At 55.6% G+C, this 25,066-nt stretch carries 15 protein-coding genes; 11 read left to right on the top strand and 4 right to left on the bottom strand.

Going from position 1 to position 25,066, the window contains the following annotated elements; genetic code table 11:
• The first annotated feature begins 1 nt into the window (after position 1).
• From NHH03_RS02890 to larA, 6 genes are all read left to right on the top strand, one after another.
• Positions 2 to 1,342 carry a glycosyltransferase family 4 protein gene (locus tag NHH03_RS02890; protein ID WP_253154235.1) on the top strand — a complete coding sequence of 447 codons (1,341 nt, stop codon included), beginning with the start codon at positions 2 to 4 and terminating at the stop codon, positions 1,340 to 1,342.
• Positions 1,339 to 2,370 (top strand): glycosyltransferase, encoded by a 1,032-nt coding sequence (locus NHH03_RS02885; protein WP_253154234.1) that lies wholly within the window; start codon positions 1,339 to 1,341, stop codon positions 2,368 to 2,370. The genes NHH03_RS02890 and NHH03_RS02885 overlap by 4 nt, the downstream gene beginning before the upstream one ends.
• A gap of 2 nt (positions 2,371 to 2,372) precedes the next feature.
• Positions 2,373 to 3,749, top strand: coding sequence for a glycosyltransferase family 4 protein (locus NHH03_RS02880; RefSeq protein WP_253154233.1), 1,377 nt, complete (start codon positions 2,373 to 2,375; stop codon positions 3,747 to 3,749).
• Between the two features lie 427 nt (positions 3,750 to 4,176).
• Positions 4,177 to 7,074, top strand: a complete 2,898-nt coding sequence (locus tag NHH03_RS02875; RefSeq protein WP_253154232.1) for a hypothetical protein — start codon at positions 4,177 to 4,179, stop codon at positions 7,072 to 7,074.
• A gap of 333 nt (positions 7,075 to 7,407) precedes the next feature.
• On the top strand, positions 7,408 to 9,144 hold the full coding sequence (locus NHH03_RS02870) for a hypothetical protein (RefSeq protein WP_253154231.1): 1,737 nt from the start codon (positions 7,408 to 7,410) through the stop codon (positions 9,142 to 9,144).
• Positions 9,141 to 10,460 (top strand): nickel-dependent lactate racemase, encoded by a 1,320-nt coding sequence (gene larA, locus NHH03_RS02865; RefSeq protein ID WP_253154230.1) that lies wholly within the window; start codon positions 9,141 to 9,143, stop codon positions 10,458 to 10,460. The genes NHH03_RS02870 and larA overlap by 4 nt, the downstream gene beginning before the upstream one ends.
• A gap of 476 nt (positions 10,461 to 10,936) precedes the next feature.
• Here the strand turns inward: larA and NHH03_RS02860 are convergent, their stop codons facing one another.
• From NHH03_RS02860 to NHH03_RS02845, 4 genes are all read right to left on the bottom strand, one after another.
• On the bottom strand, positions 10,937 to 12,709 hold the full coding sequence (locus NHH03_RS02860; RefSeq protein ID WP_253154229.1) for an SMP-30/gluconolactonase/LRE family protein: 1,773 nt from the start codon (positions 12,707 to 12,709) through the stop codon (positions 10,937 to 10,939).
• A 99-nt stretch (positions 12,710 to 12,808) separates the two neighbouring features.
• Entirely contained in the window at positions 12,809 to 13,654 is an 846-nt protein-coding gene (gene sdhB, locus NHH03_RS02855) for a succinate dehydrogenase iron-sulfur subunit (protein ID WP_390895480.1), read from the bottom strand.
• 72 nt (positions 13,655 to 13,726) lie between these two features.
• A complete protein-coding gene (gene sdhA, locus NHH03_RS02850; RefSeq protein ID WP_253154227.1) occupies positions 13,727 to 15,709 on the bottom strand; it encodes a succinate dehydrogenase flavoprotein subunit in 1,983 nt (660 codons plus the stop codon).
• Between the two features lie 53 nt (positions 15,710 to 15,762).
• On the bottom strand, positions 15,763 to 16,647 hold the full coding sequence (locus NHH03_RS02845; protein WP_253154226.1) for a succinate dehydrogenase cytochrome b558 subunit: 885 nt from the start codon (positions 16,645 to 16,647) through the stop codon (positions 15,763 to 15,765).
• A 177-nt stretch (positions 16,648 to 16,824) separates the two neighbouring features.
• Between NHH03_RS02845 and NHH03_RS02840 the strand changes: the two genes are divergently transcribed.
• The 5 genes from NHH03_RS02840 to NHH03_RS02820 all read left to right on the top strand — a co-directional run bounded on the left by NHH03_RS02840 (position 16,825) and on the right by NHH03_RS02820 (position 25,025).
• The gene (locus NHH03_RS02840) at positions 16,825 to 18,273 is read left to right on the top strand and encodes a GntP family permease (RefSeq protein WP_253154225.1); all 1,449 of its coding nucleotides are present in this window, start codon (positions 16,825 to 16,827) and stop codon (positions 18,271 to 18,273) included.
• 123 nt (positions 18,274 to 18,396) lie between these two features.
• The gene (locus NHH03_RS02835; protein WP_253154258.1) at positions 18,397 to 19,779 is read left to right on the top strand and encodes a DUF1501 domain-containing protein; all 1,383 of its coding nucleotides are present in this window, start codon (positions 18,397 to 18,399) and stop codon (positions 19,777 to 19,779) included.
• Positions 19,776 to 22,751, top strand: a complete 2,976-nt coding sequence (locus NHH03_RS02830) for a PSD1 and planctomycete cytochrome C domain-containing protein (RefSeq protein WP_253154224.1) — start codon at positions 19,776 to 19,778, stop codon at positions 22,749 to 22,751. The genes NHH03_RS02835 and NHH03_RS02830 overlap by 4 nt, the downstream gene beginning before the upstream one ends.
• A 92-nt stretch (positions 22,752 to 22,843) precedes the next feature.
• A complete protein-coding gene (gene carA / locus NHH03_RS02825) occupies positions 22,844 to 23,974 on the top strand; it encodes a glutamine-hydrolyzing carbamoyl-phosphate synthase small subunit (protein WP_253154223.1) in 1,131 nt (376 codons plus the stop codon).
• The gene (locus NHH03_RS02820) at positions 23,967 to 25,025 is read left to right on the top strand and encodes a hypothetical protein (protein ID WP_253154222.1); all 1,059 of its coding nucleotides are present in this window, start codon (positions 23,967 to 23,969) and stop codon (positions 25,023 to 25,025) included. The genes carA and NHH03_RS02820 overlap by 8 nt, the downstream gene beginning before the upstream one ends.
• Positions 25,026 to 25,066 lie beyond the last annotated feature (41 nt).

The raw sequence follows: 25,066 nt of genomic DNA, 5'->3' as shown, positions 1-25,066 counted from the left end.
CGTGACCGATCAAAATCCTATTGCTCAACACACCGTGTTGTATGTCGTCGCGGCCTATCCATCGGTCAGCGAGACCTTTGTTTGGCGCGAAGTCGAACACTTGCGCCGCTTAGGGATCCATGTGTTGGTTGCCACGCTACGCCCCGTGGATCAGCCAGCCAGTGGTGTCAGAGCAGCCGACATCACGGTCTATGGACCAGCAACAGCGGCGACATTGTGGGCCGCTGCGGGTGAGTTGGTGAGACATCCGATTGCGACCGCAAAGACCCTTCTCACCGCCGGCAAGGACGCGCTGTTTCCGGGAGAACCGACCGCATTGCTGCAGCGATTGAAATCGCTCGTGCAGGCGATCGCATCGATCGGACTTGTCGGTCGTTTGCGCAGCGAGTCCATCGATCACGTGCACGCGCACTTTGCGCATGCCCCAGCGTCGATTGCGATGTACAGTTCACTGCAACTCGGCAAACCCTGGTCCTTCACGGGACATGCCAATGATTTGTTTCAACGCCGCCATTTGCTGCGTCGCAAACTCGAGCGGGCGAGTGGCGTTGCCTGTATCAGTCGTTGGCATCGCGAGTTCTACCAACAGCAACTGGATAATCCGCGAAGCAACTTTGAAATCATTCGTTGTGGCGTCGATTTGCCGACAGCTTCTACGCGCGAGTTGTTCTCGGAGTCGTCCATCCGGATCGTTTCCGTCGGACGCTTGGTGGAAAAGAAGGGTTTTGCCACACTCGTCGATGCTTACTCGGATTTAGCCGTCCGTTTTCCAGGCAAGTTTAGATTGACGATAGCCGGTGATGGCCCGATGTCAGACGTGTTGCGACGCCAATCACAGGCATCCGGTGCACTGCCGCCGGTCGAGTTCACTGGGTCATTGGACCATGCAGAGGTCAAGGACTTGGTTGCCAGTAGCGATCTGTTTGTGTTGGCGTGCCAGCAAGATGCTTCGGGCGACAAGGATGGCATTCCCGTGGTGCTAATGGAAGCGATGGCCGCTGGGATACCAACCATTTCCGGAGACATCGAAACGATTCGCGAATTGATCCAGGATGGTGAAAACGGACGTTTGGTTCCAGGCAAAGACACCGCAGCATTAGCCGACGCGATCACAGATCTGGCATTTGCCCCGGACCGCGCAAGGGCATTGGCCAGCGCCGGTCGCCAGCGGGTGGCCACCGAATTTGCGACGGCTGTCAATCTTCGTCGTCTGCTGAATCTCTTCGATTTTCCAGCCGGTTCGGTGACTCCGCCACCGAGCGCACCATCAGAACAAATTGTCGACGATCTACAAAACCACATCGTCGAAACATCACACCACAGTCACAAGCTTGTCCCATGAACGGCGAATATTGCATCATTGTCCCCTGCCGCGACGAAGAGGCGTACGCGCGGACCACGCTGGACGCGTTGGTCAATCAATCGGTTCTGCCGGCACTGGTCTTGATCGTTGATGACGGGTCGACTGATTCGACACCAGAGATCCTTGCCGAATACGCCCAACGCTATGATTTTGTCCAGGTGATCACGCGGACCAATCGTGGGGCCCGGAAAGTTGGCCCCGGAGTGATCGATGCGTTTTACGCTGGATATGATTCGATTGATCCGCAGCAGTTCGAGTACGTTTGTAAACTCGACTTGGATTTGGACATACCGCACGACTATTTCGAGAACCTGATCCAGCGGATGCGTGACAACCCACGACTGGGTACCTGTAGCGGCAAACCGTTCTACCCGGGTCCGAGCAATCTCGAAAACTCGTTTACGGGTGAACTGATCTCGGAAGCCTGCGGAGACGAAATGTCGGTGGGCATGATCAAATTCTATCGACGCGAGTGTTTTGACGAGATTGGTGGCTTCGTGCGTGAGGTCATGTGGGATGGAATCGATTGTCATCGCTGTCGGATGTTGGGATGGATTGCGGAGTCGTACAACGACCCCGAATTGCGTTTCATCCATTTGCGTGCGATGGGATCAAGCCAATCGGGAATCTTGACCGGTAGAATGCGGCATGGATTTGGGCAATGGTTCATGGGCACCAGTTTGACCTACATGACCGCCAGTTCAATTTTTCGGATGACACGCCAGCCCTACGTGATCGGCGGAATGGCGATGTGGTGGGGCTATGTTCGTAGTCTGTTGAGTGGAAAAACGCGATACGGCGATCTGGAGTTCCGCCGCTACCTGCGGAACTACCAATGGAAATGTTTGATTCACGGAAAATCGCAAACCACAACCACTGTTGATCGTCGAAACGAAGACAGTTGGTGGCAGACACATGACGATGCGGGACGCCGGGTTGATCCGCGGCATGATCGCGCGACCGATCCGGTCAAACGTCTATCGAAGGACCACGTGACGGTACAGTGAACATGTCTAGTCTGTCCTCTGCAACACTCAATCCCAATCAACAACGGTCCAGGATGGTTCAACCCGAGAAGTCCAACTTGCGAGTTCTGCTGGTTGCTGAAGCATGCAATCCGGAAATGATCAGCGTGCCGCTGGAAGGTTGGTCGCATTCAACAGCCATCGCGGATTTGCCGCAGGTTGATGGATTGATCGTCACCCAAGTGCGAAACCGCGAAGCAATCTTGGCAACCGGCCGGCAGGAGCCGGCGGATTTTGTAGCGATCGACACCGAAAAAGTTGCCGTGCCCGCATGGAAATTGGCCAACGCGGTGCGTGGTGGTGCAAACAAGGGGTGGACCACAGTCGCCGCGATTCGATCGATCACCTATCCGTATTTCGAGTCCAAGATCTGGAAACAGTTTGGTGGTCAGATTCGGGGTGGTGAGTTCGATGTCGTGCATCGATTGACCCCGCTGTCGCCGACCACGTCCAGCCTGCTGGCGCGGAAATGTCGCCAAGCCAACGTGCCGTTCATTTTGGGACCGCTTAACGGTGGCGTTCCCTGGCCACGGGAATTTGATTCAGCCAGACGGCGCGAGCGAGAATGGTTGTCCTATGTTCGTGACGGATACAAGCTGTTGCCCGGATTTAAACAGACCCGCAAGAATTCCAGCGCGATCATCATCGGGTCGCAAGACACCTGGAAGCAGATGCCCGCGCGGTATCACGAAAAGTGTATTTACATTCCGGAAAATGGAATCGATCCGGCTCGGTTCACACACCGCCGCCAACGCCATACAGAGGGGCCGCTGAGAATTGTTTTTGTTGGACGATTGGTGCCTTACAAAGGCGCACACCTGTTGATCGAATCTGCGGCGCAACTGATGCGAGATGGGAAAGCGACGTTGACCATTGTAGGCGACGGACCGGAAATGGCGCGTCTAAAAGAGATTGCCGAGCGCGAGCAGGTGCAATCACAGGTTGAATTTGTGGGTCGTGTCCCCCATCAACAGGTCCAACAGCACTTGATCGAATCGGATCTGTTTGCATTCCCAAGTATCCGCGAGTTCGGAGGGGCCGTTGCGCTCGAGGCGATGGCCGTTGGACTGGTGCCCTTGGTCGTCCGCTACGGTGGTCTAGCCGAATTGGTCACCGAAGAGACTGGCTTTTTTGCAGAGATCGGATCCCGCGACGCAATCGTCGACAGTTTCCGCGACACACTTGAGCGGGTTGTGGCGGACAGAGAGTTGATTGAGTCACGAACGAAACCGGCAATCCGCCGCGCCAGCGAACAGTTCTCCTGGCAGGCTAAAGCACAGCAGGTCCGTGAGGTTTATCGCTGGGTCGTCGGGCAGCGGACCGAGAAACCGGACTGGGGAATGCCGCTGGCTCAGCTGTAACGTTCGAAGTTGCATTTTCGCGTTAGGCATTGGTTTTTTGGTAACCCGAAGCGTCAGCGAGGGATCCCGTCAACCGGCTAGATCCCTCGCCCACGCGTTTTGAAGTTGCGCTTTTATGGTAACCCGACCGGGCTGTTGATTTAATTAGCCGGTCGCTAGTTGGTGTGGAGGATTTATCCGACCGGCCTGATTCTTCGCAGAAAACCCTCACCCGAGTCGGATAAATCCTCCACACCAGCGCCGTTGAAGTGACGCGTCGGGTTACCAAAAAACAATGACTCAGGCGAAAGGGCAACTTCAAAACTCACGCGTCGGGTTACCATCCAAGGAAACGAATCACTCCAGGCCAGGCTGTCGCTCGCTCGGTGCATTGTTGCACGGTGCGAACGACCGCCTGGCCTTTACTTCATCCAATCCCAATCACATCATGAAATTCTCGTACCGCAACGTGTCGATACTGGTTGCGATGTTGGTCGCCCTGTCGTTGATCGTCGTGGCGTTTCTGTCACTGCGGTCTGGTTTCCTGTTTGCCGACGATGGCGCGATCGGAAAATCGCAACCGTCCGGCGATGCGATTGCAACCCCGGCGCAAGCCTCGACGCAGATCACCGCAGCAGTGCAAACAGCACCACGACAATCCGCGGCTGAACCGTCTGATCTGAACTTGGAACTGTTGCCGGCCGAGCAAGAACCGACATGGGATCAGGAGAGTGCGGTGATCCACAACGGGCTAGCGCTCTCGCTGGTCTTTCGCTTTCGCTCAGTGCCAGCGAACTACTCTCAGCCGCAGTGGACCGGTCAAGAATTGCGAGTCGTCGTCGGCAGGACCGAGATCTCTGCGCATTTGCATCCGGTTCATTGCCGTTTGCACGACACCGATCCGAAAAACATTCGCTGGGTGTTGGATTGGTACATTGATCCCGAACACCGTATTCAACGTGGACAAAAGGTCTATGTGCGCTGGACCAACCCATTGGCGGCTGACGGCAACGGCAATTCAATCGTCGCCAAAGGCACGCACGAAATCGTCAATCGATCGTTATTGAATGGTTCCGGGACCTACAGTTTTGACGTCCAATCGCAGAGTGAGGCTGTCGTTGCCAAACCCTGGTCAGAGGTTGGCGCTGATGCATTAGTCTCCTTCTTAGATGCTAACCACTGCCAGGGCGACAGTGAAGCATCACTGGTGAGCGGTCAATCGCGGCCGAGTCGTTGGTCGGCAGTTGCCGGACTGGACGCGCCCGCGGAAAACCTGCAAGACAATTCGGTCGAGCGTGGACCGGTCTGGTTTGCTGGCGAGAGCGAGTATGGGATTCATGGCAATGCGGTCTTTGCCGGCGGCGGTGGGAATTCTAGTGACGAAGGGGTGTTCACGCTGAAAAGTAAGCAATCGCCCGAAACGGGATTCACTCGTATGTGGGTCTGTCGGCAAATGGGCAAGGCCTTTCGTCCGCTTAACGCGGTCAATGAGTATGACCCCAAGGGACGCACCATCTCTCAGCATCCAGACGAGTATATCGAAGGGGTCTACGCGGATGGTAGTGTGGTGTTGTTGACGCAGTCCGTGGATGCCGACCGCAAGATGCACTGGCGGTTGAACGGCGAACCACTGGCGTCCATTCGTTTGGATCGAGTGCGTCCAAGTGCAGGGGTATCGCTATTGGCCGGATACAACGGCCGTGATGCAACGCGAGACCATCTGGCGTGTTTTGCACAGTGGAATCGGCCTCTGACCGGCGATGAACTGGCATCCGCTGAACAGTGGGCGATCGATCGCTACGGACTCTCCCGTCATCGTGATCTGTATGTCGCCAACGATGGAGATGATGCCAACGACGGATTGAGCCCAGCGACGGCGAAGAAAACACTGAAAGCGGTCCATGAATTGATTCCGAGATCAGCCGACAAAACGCGTGGAGCGGTCGGTACCTTTGCTCGAGTGTTGCTCAAACGAGGCAGCACATTCCGCGAGCAATTGATTTTCCCCAATTCGGATCAGTTCATTGGCGGCGGAATTTCTTGGGACAAACCGCTCTACTACGGCGCCTACGGCGAAGGTGCCAAGCCTCGCGTGGTCACCGTGAATCACACCGACCGATCCGCGTACATCGTCGTTTCGGACTTGGATATCGTCGACATGCAACGTGTACCACCGGAAGCAAACGGTGGCAGCAATCCACGGTTTCTGGGCGTTAAGGCACCGGATCGAGTGGGGATTCGAATTGGCGACGAACTGTGTCGGGTGCTGTTCACCCACTGTGATATCCGCCATCACGCCGATGGCATCATCATCACCGGCAAATCGTCAGATCGAGCTAGCGAAGTCGTCTTTTCTAGGAACCGAATTCATGGCACGGCGAAGTATCGAAATGTGAATGGGCGCAACGGGCGAGCGTCAGGTATTTTTGTTTCCTTTGAATCGCTGCGATGCGTTTTAAGCGAAAACGTCTGGGACATGAATGGCCACATCGATCCCTCTCGCTATCCGGATCTGGACCAAAGCCCGGCAACGATCTACAGCCACCATCAGTACCTTTCCTCTGCCAACCAAGGCTGCCGGATTGATTCGATCGGTGAGTACCTGACGTCCGCGAGCAACAACGCAACAATGATGCGAACCGCTGGAGGACGGGTTTGGCTGAACTGCTACGAGCGTAATACCATTGATGGCTATTGTGGCGACGGACAACCCGAGCACGTCGACTATGGTGCTCCCGGATCGGTATGGCGGACAATGCATTGGGCCGGAGAAAAACCTATCAATGCGGACGTGAAATCGGGGGCCGTGACCGCGATCAATCAAGGCTTTCATATCAAAATCGGTTCCGATCACCGGCTCAGTGAATGTGTCTTTGATAAAGGTCAGGCGGCGGAATCCGTGGCTGCCAAGTCACTGTTTGTGGAGAACGAATACGGAGCCGACGGGATCTCGCGGGCTGATGTCAGTCGCTGTCTGGTACTCAATGCTCCCGGCACGGCGTTTTCAATCTTCAGTGATTCCAATTACAAACGCGGCACGATTCATGCTCACGGATTAGCGGTTTCCTGCCAGCCAGGGTTTCAAACGGTTCAAACCAATTCGAGTGATCTGATTCATCTGGACGAGAACCTTGAGAGTGGATTCAAGATCGTACAGCGCCGCACTCCGATGGATTTTGAATCGCATCTTGGTGGTTCAGGATCGGTCACGAGAGATAGTTTCCGCGATCGAGTTTCACAGTTGGAATTCGATGATTCGAACAGTCCCATTGCCCTGTCCAACTGGGCCCGACAAGGATATGTCTTGCAGGAACAAAGTGACCACTACGGTGTCCCCAAACTATAGGCTTTGAAGTCGCGCTTTTTTAAGCCCAGCGGGCGACAAAATAGCTGCCGGCGGCGTAAGTCGCCGGATGCGGAAGGAAATGCCGCTACTGGTCCGGAGGGCGACACAATGATGCAAGTGCCCTTGTGCCAGGCTGTCAAAAGCACAACCTCAAAACTCACGCGTCGGGTTGGGATAAAACAACGCCTCAAGCTGCCGGACCGGGCTCACAGAGGCCAGCGAATGACGACGTTTCGCCGCGACCAGTCGTAGGGCGTCGGATTCAGTAACACATTACAATCAGTGGGCGTTTCTGTTGACAACGAACCCTTCCGCTGCATTTGATCTTTTGTGATGCGTACCTGGCCCTGCCTATTTGCCCTACTGTTGCTGTTTCAAATTGATCGCGTTTGTAATGCGACAACCACTTGGGACGGGGCACACGATACCAGCGAGATTGAGGTCACGATGGTCTATTTTGTGCCTTCGGACCGTCAGGCGTTGCCGGACTGGAAAGAGCGACTGGAATATTACGCGAGTCGGATTTCGGCATTTCATGGTCGCGAGTTTCAAGGGCAATCGAAACTGAAGACCGTCATTCATCCGCAACCATTTCGATCGCCGCAAACGACCACGCAGCTGCGGCAGGGGGATGCAAACCGGATTTTCTTTCGCACATTGGGTCAGGTCGATCGCGAATTGGAATTCGCTGCGGAAAAATCATCGGCGTTTCCGATTCTGTTGGTCCTGAGCGAAATCAATTGGAAGCCGTTGGACGATTTCTATCGCCTACATCCTGAAAATGGACAATTGGTTTTCGAAGGGAACTACAACGATGGCCAACATTTTCCCGGCGCGACTTCCGGTGGCGCAAGAGCGACGTACTTGGCCGATCGCGGCGTGGGATGGGGTTTGGTGAGTGCCGATGGTTGGCGGGTGCCGTATCGCGGATCGGATTGTGTGGTCTATCACGAAGGCTGTGGTCACACGGTTGGCCTGCCTCATCCCGAACCTGGAAACGGGTCAGTGATGAGTCTGGGACAGTACCGGGGCTGGATCAGCGAGTCATGGTTGGACCGGGATCAGAAAGCCAAAATGGGTTGGCAGCCTGAAACATCCGAGCCATCAGAGGATGCATTCGCATTGTTTTCAAAGTTCCGAGCGATCCCACAGCCAACTATCCCGCGCCCCGGTCAAACCGTCACGTTGAAGCTCGACTGGCCGCATGATGCCAAATTGAAATCGATGCGGGTTTGTTATCAGACGGCCGTCTCGGGACCCTGGGTCGACGTCCAGCAGCCGGATGATTCCAGTCTATCCGCATCGGTTTCACTCGCCAGTTTTGATCGTCCGACGCCGGTCAGCTACCGAGTTGATGTGGAACTGGAAAATGGTCAATCGACACAGCTGTGGGGCTACTTCCAGGTTCGTGAAGACGACCAAACCGTTCCTCAACCGTTTGACCGATCGATCGATTTGGTGGACCGATCGCAGGACGCCGTGGCAGGTGTTGTTGCGCCACTTCCAGCCGGAACGATCGATTTGTTGGCAAAGTTGGACGTTGATCGGGCATGGTCGGTGGGGGAGTGGACGACCAGCAACGGCCAACTGACATCGCCTAAACAATACGGTGCCAGGGTGGAATTGCCCTTTCAACCAGCGTCGGAATACCAGTTGACGTTGATCGTCCAACCGCTCGATGAACCCAATGGATTGATCGTGGGCGGACGCAGCGGTTCGCATCGTTTCCTCAGCCTGTTTAGCTATCGCCAAGGCGAGTCTCGATTGAGCGCGATCGAAAATGTCGATGGACGAAACGTGGGCAATCAGACGACGTTCACAGGAGACGTTTTTCAGAAGGACCGCCTGTCCGAAGTGATCGTGACGGTCAACCACGACCGGGTGCGGATGCTGGTTGATGGGCATCTGATCGCCGATTGGAAAGGACGCCCCGAGCAGTTGTCATTGGGCGACTACTGGAAGACGCCCAATGAACAGTCGTTGTTCTTGGGGAGTTACGATTGCCGGTATCGGTTTCACCGCATCACGGTGACACCACTCGTTGGTCGAGCAACCGAGCGGGTAAAATGACACCCCATCTACTGTATGGTCGCTCCCAGATCCCGGTCACGATTCCCAGCGATGCCAATGTCACGGTGATTCGCAAACCAAGCATGCCAACGCTGACCGATCCGATTGCGGCAGTGCATGCGGCACTTGGTTCGCCCGTTGCAGCACTGGGGTCCCACGTCTCGCCGTCGTTGATGGAATTGGCACGCGGATCGACGATCGCTTGCATCGCGATTTGTGACATCACCCGTCCAGTTCCCAACGGGCTTTTTCTGAGACCGATGATTGAAACACTGGTCAAGGGAGGGATTTCAATTAGCAACATCACGGTGTTGGTGGCCACTGGATTGCACCGACCCAACCTGGATGACGAACTATTGCAATTGGTTGGCGATCCCTGGGTGATTGAAAACGTCCGTGTGGTCAATCACGACGCCCGCAACGACGCGGACCATGTGGAGTTGGGAGTCACGCCGACTCGGGGCACCGTGGTCAAACTGGATCGCCGCTTCGTGGAAGCCGACATCCGCATTGCCACCGGTTTGGTTGAACCACACTTTATGGCCGGTTATTCCGGAGGCCGCAAAGTGATCGCGCCCGGTTTGGCGCACGCGGAAACGATCACCACCTTTCACAATTGCCGATTCATGGCGGATGCCAAAGCGTCCAATTGCAATTTGGCGGGAAATCCGTTGCACGAAGAACAATTGGAGATCGTCAAACTTTTGGGCGGTGCGTTAGCGCTGAACACTGTGATCGACGAAGATCGCAATCTGGCGATGGTGAACTTTGGCGAGATCCTACACAGTCACGCGCAAGCCGTCGAATTCGTTCAGCAGTATTGCCGTGTCGGTATTGATCAGCGATTTGAAACGGTCGTGACCAGCGCCGCGGGGTACCCGTTGGACAAAACGTATTACCAAACGATCAAGGGAATGGTCGGTGCAATTGGTGCTCTTCAACCCGGCGGCAATCTGATCATTGTTTCAGAGTGTGAAGAAGGATTAGGATCAGACGAATTCGTGTTGGCCCAGCAACGACTGATTCGAGAGGGTGTCGCCGGATTCATGGATTTGATCCGCGACAAATCGCATGCAGCGATTGATGAATGGCAAACCCAGATGCAGATCAAGGCGATGGAGGCCGGATCGATTTACCTGTATTCATCCCTGCCGCCGGATCAGATCCAATTGACGGGAGTGACACCGGTAGATGACTTGGAAGAGACGATCGCGAACTGTGTTGCAACGAGTGCCGAGAAAACGCTGGCGATCATTCCGGAAGGCCCGTATGTGATCCCGTTTTACGATCCGGAGCGTGTTCGGGGTCTGGGATGAGTGGAGAGCAGTGGGTCTGGCACGCTGAAGCGTTAACTCGGGCGGTGGGGAGATGATGGGACGGCGACGCGACGCGAAGAGATCGAAGTGGCAATTTGCTGGTTCGTCTGAAGTTGCGCTTTCGCGTGAGGCATTGTTTCTTGGTAACCCGCCGCGTCAGCGAGGGATCCCGTCAACTGGCTAGATCCCTCGCTGACGCGTCGGGTTGCGATAAAAGCGCAACTTCGAAACGGACCGGCGGGGTAGGATGAATTTGTCGAGGGTCGCCTGAATCGGCGATCGAGCAAATTGAATTCATTGAGGACTAGATCGATGAGTCGTATCAAGTGGAAAGACTCTCCCCATGAAAAACTCTTCTGGGTCGCTGCGATTGTGATCGCCATCGTTTCACTGTTGATCTTTGCCCGGCGAGTCACCGGGTTGTGAAATCGTTCTGTAGCCACATCGTTCGCAATGGCTTGCGAAAAGACGAACCGCTATAGCCGCGGTTTAGGCGCTGTGACAGCGGGTTGCCAAGGTGCGATGCCGGTCATGTTGGTTTTACGTCGATAGACTTCGCCGCCGATCGTGACAAACAGAGTCTTGAAATCGTCACCGGCAAACACGCAATTGGTGAGTTTGGCAGTGGATGGCGGTCGACTGGTGATCACGTGCACACGACCCGGTTGGTCAAAAATCTGCAGCCCTAATTGGGATGCCACGACTAACTGTCCGTCCGCCGTCATCGTGGTGCCATCGGCGCGACTGAGAATTTCATCGGCTGGAAGGTGCAAGTAGCCGTAGGGTTGGCCGGCGGAGAGCGTGCCGTCGGTTTCAATTCGGTAGGACCAAACGTAATGCCCTTCGGAATCGACAACGTTCAGAAATCGTCGGTCTGGCGAAACGATGATGCCGTTGGGTTTGGTGGGACCTTCACCGACTTTGACGGCTGAATAGTTCGTCTTGTCAGCGAGCGAGACATAGTAGATCGCTTTCTCCGGTGGGCAGGTGAAGTAGATGCCGTGGTCGACGACGACCAGGTCATTGCAGCCCAATCCCTCCACAAGTGTGGTTTGATTGCCGCTGGGATCGATCCGAACCAGCGTGGCCTGCTCGTTTCCGGCGCAATACAGATTGCCGTCGGCGTCGAACATCAATCCGCTGCCGCCTTTGATTTTGGCAAACGAGGTCACAACGGGCGTCTCAGAGGTCGGCTCACTGATCTTGAATATTTCGCCACCGCCACCGGCATCAATAAAGTACACGTCCCCGTTGGGAGCCACCGCGGGGCCTTCGTTGTAGCGATGTCCACTGCTAATTCTCTGCCACGTCTCACCGGCCACCAAGCGGTCTTTGAGTTCTGGATGACTGGAGAAGTCGACGGTGATCGGTTTGTCAAAATCTTGCCACAGCCAGCGCATGGCGTCCGGTAAGATGGCGGTTCCGTGCTTGCTGTTGTGGCCGCCGGTCCCCCAAACATGTTGGACCGGATATCCGGCCCACTCCAGTGCGGACAACATTGTGAGGTTTGCGTTCCACCAACTGCCGCCGTAAATATTCAAGTCGTTTTCACCGTCTTGCAAGAAGACCCGCAACGGTTTGGGTTCGCATTTGCGAATCAGGGTCGGATACTCGTTCCCGCCACGCAGCCCCACGAATGTGCCGACGGTGCTGAAGACGCGGCGGAACTGATCGGGACGATGCCAAGCCACCCCAAACGCCGCGATCGCGCCGCTGCTGCTGCCGCCGATGCCATGCAGATTGGGGTCCTCACTGATCGCATAGTTCGCTTTGACTTCGGGCAATAGTTCGTCGATCAGAAACGTCGCGTACCGATCGCTGAGCGTGTCATATTCAAAACTGCGGTTGAAGCGGTCTTGAGCACCGTCGCCGCCCGGAACCACACCGGGATTCACACAGACGGCGATCGTGACCGGCATTTCGCCAGACGCGATCAAGTTGTCGAACACCACCGGAACTTGCCAGCCACCTTTTTCACGCACATAGTTGCGTCCATCTTGAAAAACCATCAGCGCAGCGGGCTGGTCGGCTTTGTACTGGTCGGGGACGTAAACAAAATATTCCCGCTCGGTGCCAGGAAAGACTTTGCTTGATGCAAACGTGAACGATTCAACGGTGCCTTGGGGGACACCGGGTTTCCGCAGCGAATCTGGATGATCGGGATAAGATTCCTGGGCGATCGCGGATCCACAGGATCCGAAAGAGAACGCGATCAAGACCAGCAGTAGCAGACGCAGTGGTTGGCGCATGGTAAAGGTGTGCAACAGAGAGGAGGGAAAGAACCGGCGGATAGGAAAGCGCCATATTCTAGATGCTCCGTCGTGCAGCGACCAGCAACCGCGACTGCGCTATCGATCAAACCATTTTTTGATGGTGTGAATCGTGGTGGCACGTCCGGCCCGAGCGATCGAGGTGGTCAACGGAATTTCTTTGGGACAGACCGCGACGCAGTTTTGGGCGTTCCCGCAACCTTGAACACCACCAGGACTGGTCAATGCATCCAATCGTTCGCCCGCAAGGGCTTTGCCGGTGGGGTGATTGTTGAACAACATTGCCTGTGAAAGTGCATGAGCTCCGACGAAGGCCTGATCAAATTCTCGATCTTGCCGGGCCGCAAACTGCTCATCCGTTTCACCGCTCTCCTGAGTCAGTTCGATCTTGGTGTATTGCGGGCAGGCGTCCAAGCAGCAACCGCAACTCATGCATTGGCTGAGCGGGTAGTTTTGTTCTTGGGTGGCACGCAACTGTCGCTCGCCGGATCCCATGTTGTAGTAGCTGTCCACCGGCACCCAGGCTTTGACCCGTTCCAGGCCGCGGAACAAACGTTTGCGATCGACGATTAGGTCGCGGACCACGGGGAACTTGGACATCGGTTCGAGCACCAGCTCGTCGGCGTTGTCTTCTAACAATCGATCGACCAGTGCGCTACAGCTTTGTCGCACGCGACCGTTGATTTGCATGGTGCAAGATCCACAGACTTCCTCCAGACAACCACAGTCCCAGGAAACCGGCGCGACTTTTTTGCCGTCGACGTTCTCGGCGAGTGCAGCAATTCGTTGCAGCACGCTGATCACGTTCAATTCCGGCTCGTATTCAATCTTGAAAAGTTGCCAATACGGTTGTTTGCCGGGGGCGTCCTGTCGTTTGACGCGAACGTTGATAAATTCGGGGCGTTTCTTGTTGGCGGAATCCATGGCAATCATTCGTTGATTATTGAATGTTATCGAAGCTGTGGTTGGGCAGTGGTCAGTGAGCGCCGTGGGGCATCAATTGGAAGCCATTGCGGGCGCGGCTTTCTTGGCCGCGGCACGTTCTTTCCAGACTTGTTCGATGATGTCGGCACCGACCAATCCGTACAGACGTGGGCGCGGGGGTTCCAGCGACGTATCAACCTGTTCGTAAGAAAGTTGAGGCTGCATGCTGGCCGAGTCCCATTGGGCGATCGTACTTTTCAGATACTTTTCGTTGTTGGCTTCAAAGGCATCGCACCACTCTTCGGCCTGGCGGCGACGTGCCGCGGGATCCTGTTCGGTCAACGATGGTTTTTCGAAGTTCGGTTTGTAGTGTGCACCACGGCATTCGTCGCGTGCTAACGCGCCGGCCAAGATCGATTTGGCGATCGGGAACATGTCCTGGAGTGATTTGGCAAAGATCACGTTCTGGTTGGACCAGCTGCCGGTGTCCGATAGGCTGACCTTCATCGCCCGCTCGTGCAGATCGCTGACTTTGCCAATCGCGTCGGTCAATTGATCGTTGCGGCGAACGACGGTCGCGGCTCGCGTCATGATGTCACCGAGTTCTTGGTGAATCAGATAGGGGTTTTCATCGCTGCCGGGATTGCCGGTCAACAGATCGTCGTGGCGTTTCTGTTGTTGATTGACTGCATCGGCGACCACCGACGATTCCAATTCGGCGTGTCCGCTGGATTGGTTTTCGACATAGTTCAAAATCGACGAACCGGTAAACAATCCGGTGAAGATGCACGACAACAAAGAATTGGCACCCAGTCGGTTGGCACCGTGGTAGTGATAGTCACACTCACCGATTGCATACAAACCTTCGATGTTGGTCATGTGATTGCGAGGGGCGCCTGCTTCCAAACCGCCGTCGGCTGATTTGACATAGTCAGCCCACAGACCGCCCATACTGTAGTGCACCGCGGGGAAGATCCGCATCGGTTCGATACGCGGATCGACGCCCTGGAATTTCTCGTAAATTTCCAGGATGCCGCCCAGTTTGCGGTCGAGTTCGGCTTTGGGGATATGCGTCAAATCCAGGTACACGCACATCTGCTGGTCATCGACGCTAAGTCCGTCATTGACACAGATGTCAAAAATTTCACGTGTCGCAATATCGCGCGGGACCAAGTTGCCGTATTCCGGGTACCGTTCTTCCAGGAAGTAATAACGTTCGCTGGCCGGAATGTCGCGAGGTGCACGGTGGTCGTGAGGTTTACGTGGGACCCAAACGCGTCCACCTTCGCCACGCGCCGATTCGCTCATCAACCGCAGTTTGTCACTGCCTGGGATGGCGGTCGGGTGAACCTGGATGAATTCGGCGTTGCCGTATTTTGCACCGGCTTGAAAGCAGCGACTGGCGGCACTGCCGGTACAGAACACACTCATTGTGCTGCGACCGTAAACCAATCCACAGCCACCGGTGGCGACCACCACCGCGTCGGCGGGAAAGGATCGAATTTCCATCGACACCATGTCTTGGGCGACCGCACCGCGGCAGCGTCCGGTTTCGTCCTGAATCAGACCCAGGAAATCCCAGAATTCAAACTTTCGCACCAGGCCTTCTGATTCACGGCGTCGAACTTGTTCGTCCAACGCGTAGAGCAACTGCTGGCCGGTCGTTGCGCCGGCAAATGCCGTGCGTTTGTAGAGCGTGCCGCCAAACCGGCGACGATCAATAAAGCCTTCGCCGGTGCGGTTAAACGGAACACCCAGACGGTCCATCAACTCGATGACCTTGGGCGCCCAAAACGCCATCTCTTTGACCGGTGGTTGATGATTCAAAAAATCGCCACCGTAGACGGTATCGTCAAAGTGTTTCCACTCGTCATCACCGAGTTGGCGGGTTTGATCATTACAGCTATTGATGCCACCTTGGGCACAAACACTGTGAGACCGTTTGACGGGGGTCAGGCTGATCAAGTCGACTTCGACGCCCAACTCAGTCAGTTTCATCGTGGACGACAGACCTGCGAGTCCACCACCGATGACTACGACACGATGCTTTGACATGACGGATATGATTTTGCGTGGAGAGTTAAATGGATTGTCAGTAGCGGTCGGCGTTAGGAAGCCGGGACCAGGTCGACGTTGGAAACTTGAAGGCCATCGGCTGGTTCGTCGACCGATTCCCCGGGCCGCAGATCACGCTTGTGCGGGTTGTTGGGAACCATGCCGCCTTCGACTGCGCTGTCATACATGCGGTCTTCCACCGCACGCATCTCGGCGATGTCTTCGTCACTGTTGAAAACGGCGGCCGACCAGGCGGACAGCGAGACGATGGTCAGCAGTGCGCCCAGTACCAAGCAGACCTTCGTCGCTCTCGATTGGGCTTTGGGTGTGATCCATAATCCCCAAGTGATCCCCGCGGTCCACAAACCGTTAATGAAGTGGTAGACACAGCACAGGACACCGACCAGGTAAATTGCCGGCCAGAGAACACCAAAACCCACTTTCATGGCCGCAGCCAGCGTGCTGCCGGCATTGTAGGGTCGAAACTGTCCCAGACCGACGCGATTGAGCGCGCTCAGCCAGCCATCGGCGTGAAAACCACCGTGCAGGTGCATGATGTGCAAGAACAGATAGATCAGTGCCGCGAAACCCGTCCAACGCTGCCAGCTGTAGCGTTTATTGCTGGTGAATGGGTATTGGCTACTGTTGATTCGAGCGGATCGGGCGATCCAGATACCAACAGCGGCATGAAAAATCAGGGGCGCAAAGATCCCGCCCCACTCGATCAACGGCAGCAATTGGCCGGGGCTGTGAATCAGATACACCGCCCACTGAAAGGTTTCGACACCGTTTAGCAGACTCGCGTTGGTCGTCAGGTGAATCACCATGTACAGACCGAGCGGGATGATTCCGGTCAGCGAATGCAGCCGCCGGATTGCGAATTCGTGTTTAGTAAAAAACGACAGCTCGCTGGTAGAATCAGTGCTGGAGTCGGACACGTGACTGTTTGTTCGTTACGTTTGGGGGTGACGGACGGCATTTTCGACGCGAAAGGGTTGTGTTCACGCCGCTGCGATGATTTTGCTAAGGTTTCACTTCACTACTTTAGGCTTCAATGGCCCGATCGCCTAGATCGACCAATTGACGCATGGAACTTGCGGGATGCAAAGTCGCAGATGAACATTTGGTGGATCGTGGGCCTGTCGGTCGCTGTCGTGCTGGTCTGTATTTTGGTCTTTCGACTGCACGCGTTTTTGACCCTGTTGTTGGCTGGTTTGTTGGTGGCCGGACTGACCAGCCGCCAAGCATTGGAACAATACGCCGAATCTGAGGTTGCTGCGGAAAGTTTTACCGCCAAGCAGGCAACTGGGTTTACCAATTCGTTGGCGGTGTCTCGGTTAACCACTGCGTTCGGATCGACGGCCGGAAAGATTGGAATTCTAATCGCTTTGGCCAGCGTCATCGGCGGCTGTTTATCAGAATCCGGCGCCGCAGCCACGATCGTCGACCGAATGTTGAAACTGACCGGTCCGAAACGCTCTCCCGAGGCGTTGGCGGTCAGTTCCTTCATCATTGGCATCCCGGTGTTTTTCGACACGGTGTTTTACCTGATGGTGCCCCTGGCCAGGTCGCTCCGCCGTGCGGTCGGCAAAGATTATGTGCTGTTCCTGATGGCGATCATGGCGGGTGGATCGATTGCCCACTCCTTGATCCCTCCCACGCCAGGCCCGTTGCAGGTCGCTGAGATCTTGGACGTTGATGTCGGCGTGATGCTTGGGGTGGGGCTGATCGTCGGTGGGTTCAGCAGTGTGTTGTCGCTGGCGGCCGCCAGAGTGATCAACCATTTCGTTGAAGTTCCGCTGCGAGAATTGCAGGGAGATTCCGAATCGGATTCCGAGCCAAATGCCGCGGCGGCGGGGCTTGCCGAAGGAGATCGCAAGTCCCCGGGGCTAATGGAGTCGCTGTGGCCGATTATTGTGCCCGTGGTCTTGATCACCATCGGATCGGTGGTTTCCTACCTGACCAAATCCGGTCGAATCGAGACCACAGAGATGACACGTTTGCTATTGCTGGTGGGAGACAAAAACATCGCAATCGCGATCGGATTGGCGTTTGCGATGTCGCTGCTGCGATACATTCCCACGGGACCGCGAAGTTCGTTGGTCGGTCGTTCATTGGCATCTGGCGGCAATATCATTCTGATCACCGCCGCCGGCGGGGCGTTTGGAGCGATGCTGCGCCAAGCCGGAATCGCTTCTGCGGTCAGCGATTTGGTCGATGCTGACGCAGGACTGATTCTGTTGCCGTTGGCATTCGCAGTCACCGCGGCGATCCGAACGCTGCAGGGTTCCGCGACGGTGGCAATGATCACCTCGGCCGGCGTGTTGCAAGGGTTTGCCCTGGCCGATGATCTGCCCTTTCACCCGGTTTACTTGGCGATGGCGATCGGGGCTGGCAGCAAGCCAATTTCTTGGATGACCGACAGCGGGTTCTGGATCATGACAAAAATGAGCGGGATGACCGAAGCGGAAGGGCTGAAGGTGATTTCACCGATGACCACCGCTATGGGCCTGGCGACATTGTCGGTGAGTGTTGTGCTGGCCTGGTTGGCACCGGGAATTTAGCCACTTTCGGCCGAAACACGCTATAATTCAGTTCCCTGCCTCTGTTCGTATCCCACCTGTATCAACTCTATGAAACGCCATCACTGTGGTCGCTTTCGCGATTCTGGATTGTCACGTCGTGAAATGTTGGCGTCTGTCGGCAGCGGGCTTGGCAGTCTGGCGGTTGCCAGTTTGCTCGCTGATGATGCCGATGCAGCCACAACGTCGCCACTGGCGCCCAAACCGACACATTTTCAGCCGCGCGCCAAACATGTCATTTTCTTGTACATGGACGGTGGCCCCAGCCAGGTCGACACGTTTGATCACAAACCGCTGTTGGACAAGTACAACGGTGCGGACCCAGCCCAAACGATCGGCAACCTGGCCCCGACACAGTTCGACAACGTCGGCAAAGTGCTGGCCAGTCCCTGGAAATTCAAACGTCATGGGCAAAGCGGCGCGGCTGTGAGCAGTCTGTTTCCGTACCTCGCCGAAGTGGTCGATGACCTGGCATTCGTCCGTTCAATGACCAGCGAGTTTTCCGAACACACCTCCGCGAACTACTTTTTGCACACCGGCAACGGGCTGCAGGGTCGTCCCAGCATGGGGGCCTGGATGGGCTATGGTTTAGGCACCGAAAACGCCCAACTGCCTGGTTTCGTTGTTCTCAATGGCGGTCTGATTCCCCCCGGCGGTTTAGATTGTTTCGGCAGCGGTTTTTTACCCTCGGCCTATCAAGGCAGCGTCTTTTTGCCGGGAAAAAATCCCGTTGCCAATATTCGTCCCCACGAACCAAACGACCGGCTGCAACGCAATAAATTGGATTTGATTGCGTCGTTCGATCAAGGCTTCCTGGCAGAGTCTGATGATGACCCCGAAGTCGAAGCGGCGATCCAAAATTATGAAACCGCCTATCAGATGCAGTCGGCTGTCCCAGAGCTGATGGAGCTGTCCGACGAAGACGCGGCGACCCAGCGAATGTACGGTTTGGAGTCCAGTTTCAAAAACACGAACGTCTTTGGCCGTCAGTGTTTGATCGCGCGGCGATTGGTCGAACGCGGCGTGCGTTTCATCGAATTGACCTGTCCGTCTGGAAACGGCGATCGATGGGACCAACACCACAGTCTGGTCGATGGCCACGAGAAAAATTGCCGCACCGTGGATCAACCGATCGCGGCATTGCTAAAAGATCTCAAACGTCGCGGACTGTTGGATTCCACACTCGTCGTCTGGGCGGGTGAATTCGGCCGCACCCCTTTTGCTCAAGGCAGCAATGGGCGAGATCACAACCCGTTCGGATTCACGATCTGGATGGCCGGCGGTGGCGTTCGTGGCGGCGCGTCGGTCGGGGAAACCGATGAATGGGGATACCATGCCATCCGAGACCGATTTGAAATTCATGACTTGCACGCGACCATGTTGCATTTGTTGGGGATTGATCACACGCGTTCGACGTTTCGATTCAGTGGCCGCGACATGCGTCTGACCGATGTACATGGCCGACTGATCGAAGGGGTGCTGGCATGAGAGGGATCGCGCTGACTTCATTGATGACCTGCGTGTTTTGCGTGTTGCTGACGTCGGCCGGCGCTGCGGAAACGCCTGAAAATAAATCCGGCACTCCAGTTCCTGACGCCGCTGACTCTGGAGGCGCTGACGACACTCAAAACGAGGCCGCCCAAGCCGAGTTTTTTGAGACTCAGATTCGTCCGCTGTTGGTCGAGCACTGCTACGATTGCCATAGCGGTGATGATGTCGAGGCGAGTCTATGGCTGGACTCGCGGCACGGTTGGCAGACCGGTGGCGATTCGGGGGCAGCGATTGTCGCCGGCGATGTCGAGAACAGCATCCTGATCGATGCGGTTCGCTACACGGAAAATGTCATTCCGGGGATGCCTCCCGATTCAAAACTCTCCGACCAGCAGATCAAACTGTTGGAACGATGGGTGGAAATGGGAGCTTTTGATCCACGCGAACCGGAATCCGATTCGGCCTCCGCAGCAATCAAATTTGACCTGGAAGGCCGCCGTCAATCCCATTGGTCATGGCAACCGATCACATCGCCAGCGGTTCCTGATGTTAACGACGCGAGTTGGCCCCGCGATGATCTTGATCGATTTATTCAAGCCAGATTGGATTCAGCCGGACTGGTTCCGGCCGCTGACGCCGACAAGTTGACCTGGCTGCGGCGGGTCAGTTTTGATTTGACGGGGCTGCCGCCGACTATCGATCAGATCCATGCCTTTGAGAATGATGATTCCCAGCATGCCAAAACAACGGTGGTCGATCGGCTAATCGGATCGATGCACTTTGGCGAGAAATGGGCTCGACATTGGATGGATCTGACGCGTTACGCAGACAGCTATGGCCATGAATTCGACTATGCGATTGACCATGCCTATGAATATCGCGACTACCTGATTCGCGCCTTCAACGCAGACGTTCCCTACGACCAGTTGGTGCGTGAGCACATCGCCGGCGACCTGATGACCGACCCTCGGATGAATCCCACCGAATCGTTCAATGAATCGATCATCGGCACGGGGTTCTGGTATCTGCACGAAGCCACACACGCGCCGACAGACGTTTTACAAAACGAAGCGGACATTGCATCGAACCAAATCGACGTGTTTGGCAAAACATTCCTGGGGCTGACGATTGCCTGCGCCCGATGCCACGATCACAAATTCGATGCGATTTCCACGGCTGACTACTATGCCATGTTCTCGCACCTGCAGAGCTCCTGTCGCCAAGATTACCCTCTGGATCCCGGTCAGATCAACGCAGGTAAATTCCAGCAGATCGATGCCCTCCGCGATCAGATTGCCGACAGGTTAAGCGAGTCCTCGGAATCACCGCGACGGCGGGACAGGGAACTCGCCAGCGCCCCAGATTGGCCGCGATTTGAATCGAAGTCCGTTTTGTTGGCCGATTTTAGAGGTGACCGATTACCGACCGATTGGCAGACCAACGGCCATGCGTTTGCACCGATCGATGACAGTCTGCGCTACGCTGTTTCAACCACCGATTCCGAACTGGTTCCTGACACCGTCGATAGCGGTGCCAGAGGCGCTAAAGCGGCAGGGACGTTGCGGTCACCGAGTTTCGAACTGACTGACACTCGGATTCACATTCGACTGCGATCCGACGCCCATCAAATGGTTCGGTTGGTGATTGACAACTATGAAATGAACAAGGTTCAGCAGTTGTTATTTGCCGGCACGATCTTGCAGAAGAAGAACATTGATACGCAAGGGAAGTGGCGCTGGATGACATTGTCCGGTGACATCAAAAAATACATTGGGCATCGCGCCTATTTGGAAATCGTTGATTCCGGGCCCGGTTCGATCGCTGTTGACCAGATTTGGATGTCCGGCAGTGACGCCCCCGCAGACCAACCAACAAAGGTCGTTCCACAAATTGATCTTGCAGCGATCAGCAGTAAAATCCAACAGCTGAAGCAACTCGCAAAATCACTGCGACCGCCTCGTTTCGTGATCGCGATCGCCGAAGGGACTCGCCGGGAGATGCCGATTTACATCCGTGGCAGCCACACCAACCAGGGTGCCAAGGTGCCGCCGCGCATTTTAGAAGCACTTGGTGGACAAACCGGCTCGCGTTTGGATTTGGCCGATCGAATCGCCTCGTTAGACAATCCGCTGACGGCGCGGGTGATGGTCAATCGCATTTGGCATCATCTGTTGGGGAAAGGAATTGTTGCTTCGGTCGATGATTTTGGCCCTCAAGGTATCGCGCCCACTCACCCCGAGTTGCTGGACCATTTAGCGACTGAATTTGCCCGTGATGGTTGGTCCATCCAAAACCTGGTGCGGCGAATTGTGCTCTCACGTACGTACGGTCAATCAAGTGTTGCCAATCCCGCCAACTCGGCGGATCAAATTGCCAACTCGGATCCGACCAATGCACTGTTGCATCGGATGAACATTCGCCGGTTGCCGGCTGAATCCATCCGCGATGGCATCCTGGTGGTGGCGGGAACGCTTGACCCAAAACCGTTTGGTCCGGGTGTGCCGACGCACCGCACGCCGTTCATGACCGGACGAGGCGCTCGCGAAAGCGGGCCACTGGATGGTGATCGCCGCCGAACCGTTTATTTAACGGTGTATCGAAACTTCTTGAACCCGTTCCTGATGACGTTTGACATGCCCAACCCGTTCGGGCCTCAGGGGCGTCGCAGTCGGTCCAATGTTCCCGCACAATCGCTGGCGATGATGAATGATCCGTTTGTGATTGAACAAGCGGAACAGTGGGTGAAACAGTCCATCGCCGCGGACAGGAATTTCGACCAACATCCCAAGCGAGTGATTTCCGACATGGTATTGCGAGCTCACGGTCACCACGCCTCGGACGCGCAAATCGAGCAACTTTGGCAATTTGTGCATTCACAGACCGCTGCACGAGGCGGTGATCAACAGGCCGCCTGGCAAGACTTGGCACAGTCGCTGTGGAATATGAAAGCGTATCTGTTTCTGCGTTAGCCGGGCCACTCGCTTGATTTTCACTGACACGTTATGCTGCGGAGGTTTTATCTCACGCCCCTTCACGCTCAAACTAGCTGCCACTTTCCAAAATGACTGCTCTCGCAAAACTCGCACTCGAAGACGGCACGATCTACACGGGAAACGGTTTCGGAGCTCAAGGCGAGATCACCGGCGAGGTGGTCTTTAATACCTCGATGACCGGGTACCAGGAAATTTTAACGGATCCCAGTTATCGCGGCCAAATTGTGGCGATGACCTATCCCGAAATCGGCAACTATGGCGTCAATTCAATCGACGTCGAACACGAAAAACCGTCCTTGTCGGGATTCATTGTTCGCGAGGAAAGCCGTGTGTTTAGTAACTACCGCGCCGAAGGGCCGCTGGGTGGTTATTTAGCCGATCATGGGATCGTCGCAATTTCTGGTATCGACACCCGAGCCCTGGTGCGACGGATTCGCGAAAAGGGAGCGATGCGAGGCATCTTGTCGACCATCGATTTAGACGACAATTCGTTGATCCAAAAAGCCAAACAGTCCGAGGGATTGGTGGGTCGTGACCTGGTTCGCGAAGTGATGCCGAAACAATCCATTCAATGGGACGGAAAGCTAGACGATTGGACGGCGGTCGAAATCAGCCGTCGCGGCGACGCGATCAAGCCTAACGCATCGCATGTGGTTTGCATGGATTTTGGAATGAAATGGAACATTCCACGCCATTTCGTGTCCCGCGGAAATCAGGTCACCGTGGTTCCTGGTGACACCAGCGCCCAAGCGATTTTGGACCTGGCACCGGATGGTGTGTTCCTCTCCAACGGCCCCGGCGATCCGGAACCGTTGGAATACGCACAAAAAACCATTGCTGAACTGATCGGCAAAACACCGGTGTTCGGCATCTGTTTGGGCCATCAATTGTTGTCACTGGCTTGCGGAGCGAAAACGTTCAAACTGAAATTTGGTCACCGCGGTGCCAACCAGCCCGTGTTGGATTTGGAAACCGGCAAAGTAGAAATCACGACGCAAAACCATGGCTTTGCCGTCGAAGAGGCTTCGTTGCCGGACTGTCTGGAAATCACCCACCGCAATTTGAACGACGACACGATTGCCGGCTTGCGGCATCGCGAATCCGCAGCGTTTGGCGTCCAGCATCACCCCGAAGCTTCGTCAGGGCCGCACGACAGCCACTATCTGTTTGATCGCTTCCAAGCGACGATCAGTGCCTAATTCGCAGCCGATCAATCCCTACCAACCGCCTCGCGATGCGTCGGTTGGGCGGGACTCGGGTTCGCAATTTGATCTGGGCGGTGACAACGATCCACCGCTTCGTTTCCAATCTGATTGGTCCCCTGATGGTCTTCGGGCCAGACGCTCGGTGGGCAGCGCACCCTACATCACATCGCTGGCGCTGCTGTGTCTGCTTTCACTACCGATTGCGATCGGAATGAAGGGTGTGCTGGTGATCACGATCCCGGTCGGTTTGGGTGTGCTGATGTCCTGGATCTTTCAGTCGACGTTTCGTCGTGGGACGCAGTTTCCGAAATTGTTTCCTGCGTTTGACGGCCCGGTTTCTGGATGGGTGAAATCAGACTTTGTTGCCGTCAAGGGTCCGGCCGGATCGCTGACCGCCAAACTGACTCCGGTGCAGGTCCAAACCGACCAGCAATCCATCGACCTGCTGCTGCCGTTCGCGTTCGAACCGGTTCAAATCACGTTGTCGGATCAATTGGGCTCGCTTGCCCCTGATCAGCAACCGGCGAATTGGATTCCACTGGACGTGATGCATCAGTTTTCCAATTTGCAACCGTGCATCGAAGTGTCCGGCCGATTGCTTTCAGGTGATTTGCGTGGCACCCGCTATCACAGCGATTCGGTGTGGTTCAGTCTGGGGATGGGATTCATTTCAGTTTGTTTTTTTGCCGCCGCAGTGTTCCGCTGGGACATGTTGCTGGCGCTGTTAGGCGTCTGCGCCGCATTACCGGCCGGGTGGCGAGTTTTGACGCGACGAGCCGATCTGGGCGAGTTTAAAATCGTTGTTAGTCCCAGCGCTGTGGTGATCACGACCAAGCCCTATCGGACCTGTTACGCCTATCATGGCGATGGCGCCAAACACTTCCGCTGGTCCGATCAAGGGCTGCAAGCAGTCCTGCGTCGCGGAAAATTGGTGATGTTGGTTCCTCGTCAATGGTTCAGTGAATCTGAGCAACAGCAGGTACAACAATGGTATCCGCGTAGCAACTCGGCCGATCGCGATTTCTACATCGAACCGCGAATTTAGCGATCAACGTTTTCAAATGATCCACTGCCGTGGTCGCCACA

This window comes from Stieleria tagensis, from assembly GCF_024129865.1.
GTDB classification, from domain to species: Bacteria; Planctomycetota; Planctomycetia; order Pirellulales; family Pirellulaceae; genus Stieleria; species Stieleria tagensis.
Note: the sequence above shows the minus strand (reverse complement) of the source record. Positions and strands in the feature narration are given on the sequence as shown.

What these genes read in the sequence shown, in the direction of transcription:
- NHH03_RS02885 (WP_253154234.1), top strand. Translation starts at nt 1,339, where the DNA reads ATGAACGGCGAATATTGCATCATTGTCCCCTGCCGCGACGAAGAGGCG.
- NHH03_RS02880 (WP_253154233.1), top strand. Translation starts at nt 2,373, where the DNA reads ATGTCTAGTCTGTCCTCTGCAACACTCAATCCCAATCAACAACGGTCC.
- NHH03_RS02875 (WP_253154232.1), top strand. Translation starts at nt 4,177, where the DNA reads ATGAAATTCTCGTACCGCAACGTGTCGATACTGGTTGCGATGTTGGTC.
- NHH03_RS02870 (WP_253154231.1), top strand. Translation starts at nt 7,408, where the DNA reads ATGCGTACCTGGCCCTGCCTATTTGCCCTACTGTTGCTGTTTCAAATT.
- larA (WP_253154230.1), top strand. Translation starts at nt 9,141, where the DNA reads ATGACACCCCATCTACTGTATGGTCGCTCCCAGATCCCGGTCACGATT.
- NHH03_RS02860 (WP_253154229.1), bottom strand. Translation starts at nt 12,709, where the DNA reads ATGCGCCAACCACTGCGTCTGCTACTGCTGGTCTTGATCGCGTTCTCT.
- sdhB (WP_390895480.1), bottom strand. Translation starts at nt 13,654, where the DNA reads ATGGATTCCGCCAACAAGAAACGCCCCGAATTTATCAACGTTCGCGTC.
- sdhA (WP_253154227.1), bottom strand. Translation starts at nt 15,709, where the DNA reads ATGTCAAAGCATCGTGTCGTAGTCATCGGTGGTGGACTCGCAGGTCTG.
- NHH03_RS02840 (WP_253154225.1), top strand. Translation starts at nt 16,825, where the DNA reads ATGAACATTTGGTGGATCGTGGGCCTGTCGGTCGCTGTCGTGCTGGTC.
- NHH03_RS02835 (WP_253154258.1), top strand. Translation starts at nt 18,397, where the DNA reads ATGTTGGCGTCTGTCGGCAGCGGGCTTGGCAGTCTGGCGGTTGCCAGT.
- NHH03_RS02830 (WP_253154224.1), top strand. Translation starts at nt 19,776, where the DNA reads ATGAGAGGGATCGCGCTGACTTCATTGATGACCTGCGTGTTTTGCGTG.
- carA (WP_253154223.1), top strand. Translation starts at nt 22,844, where the DNA reads ATGACTGCTCTCGCAAAACTCGCACTCGAAGACGGCACGATCTACACG.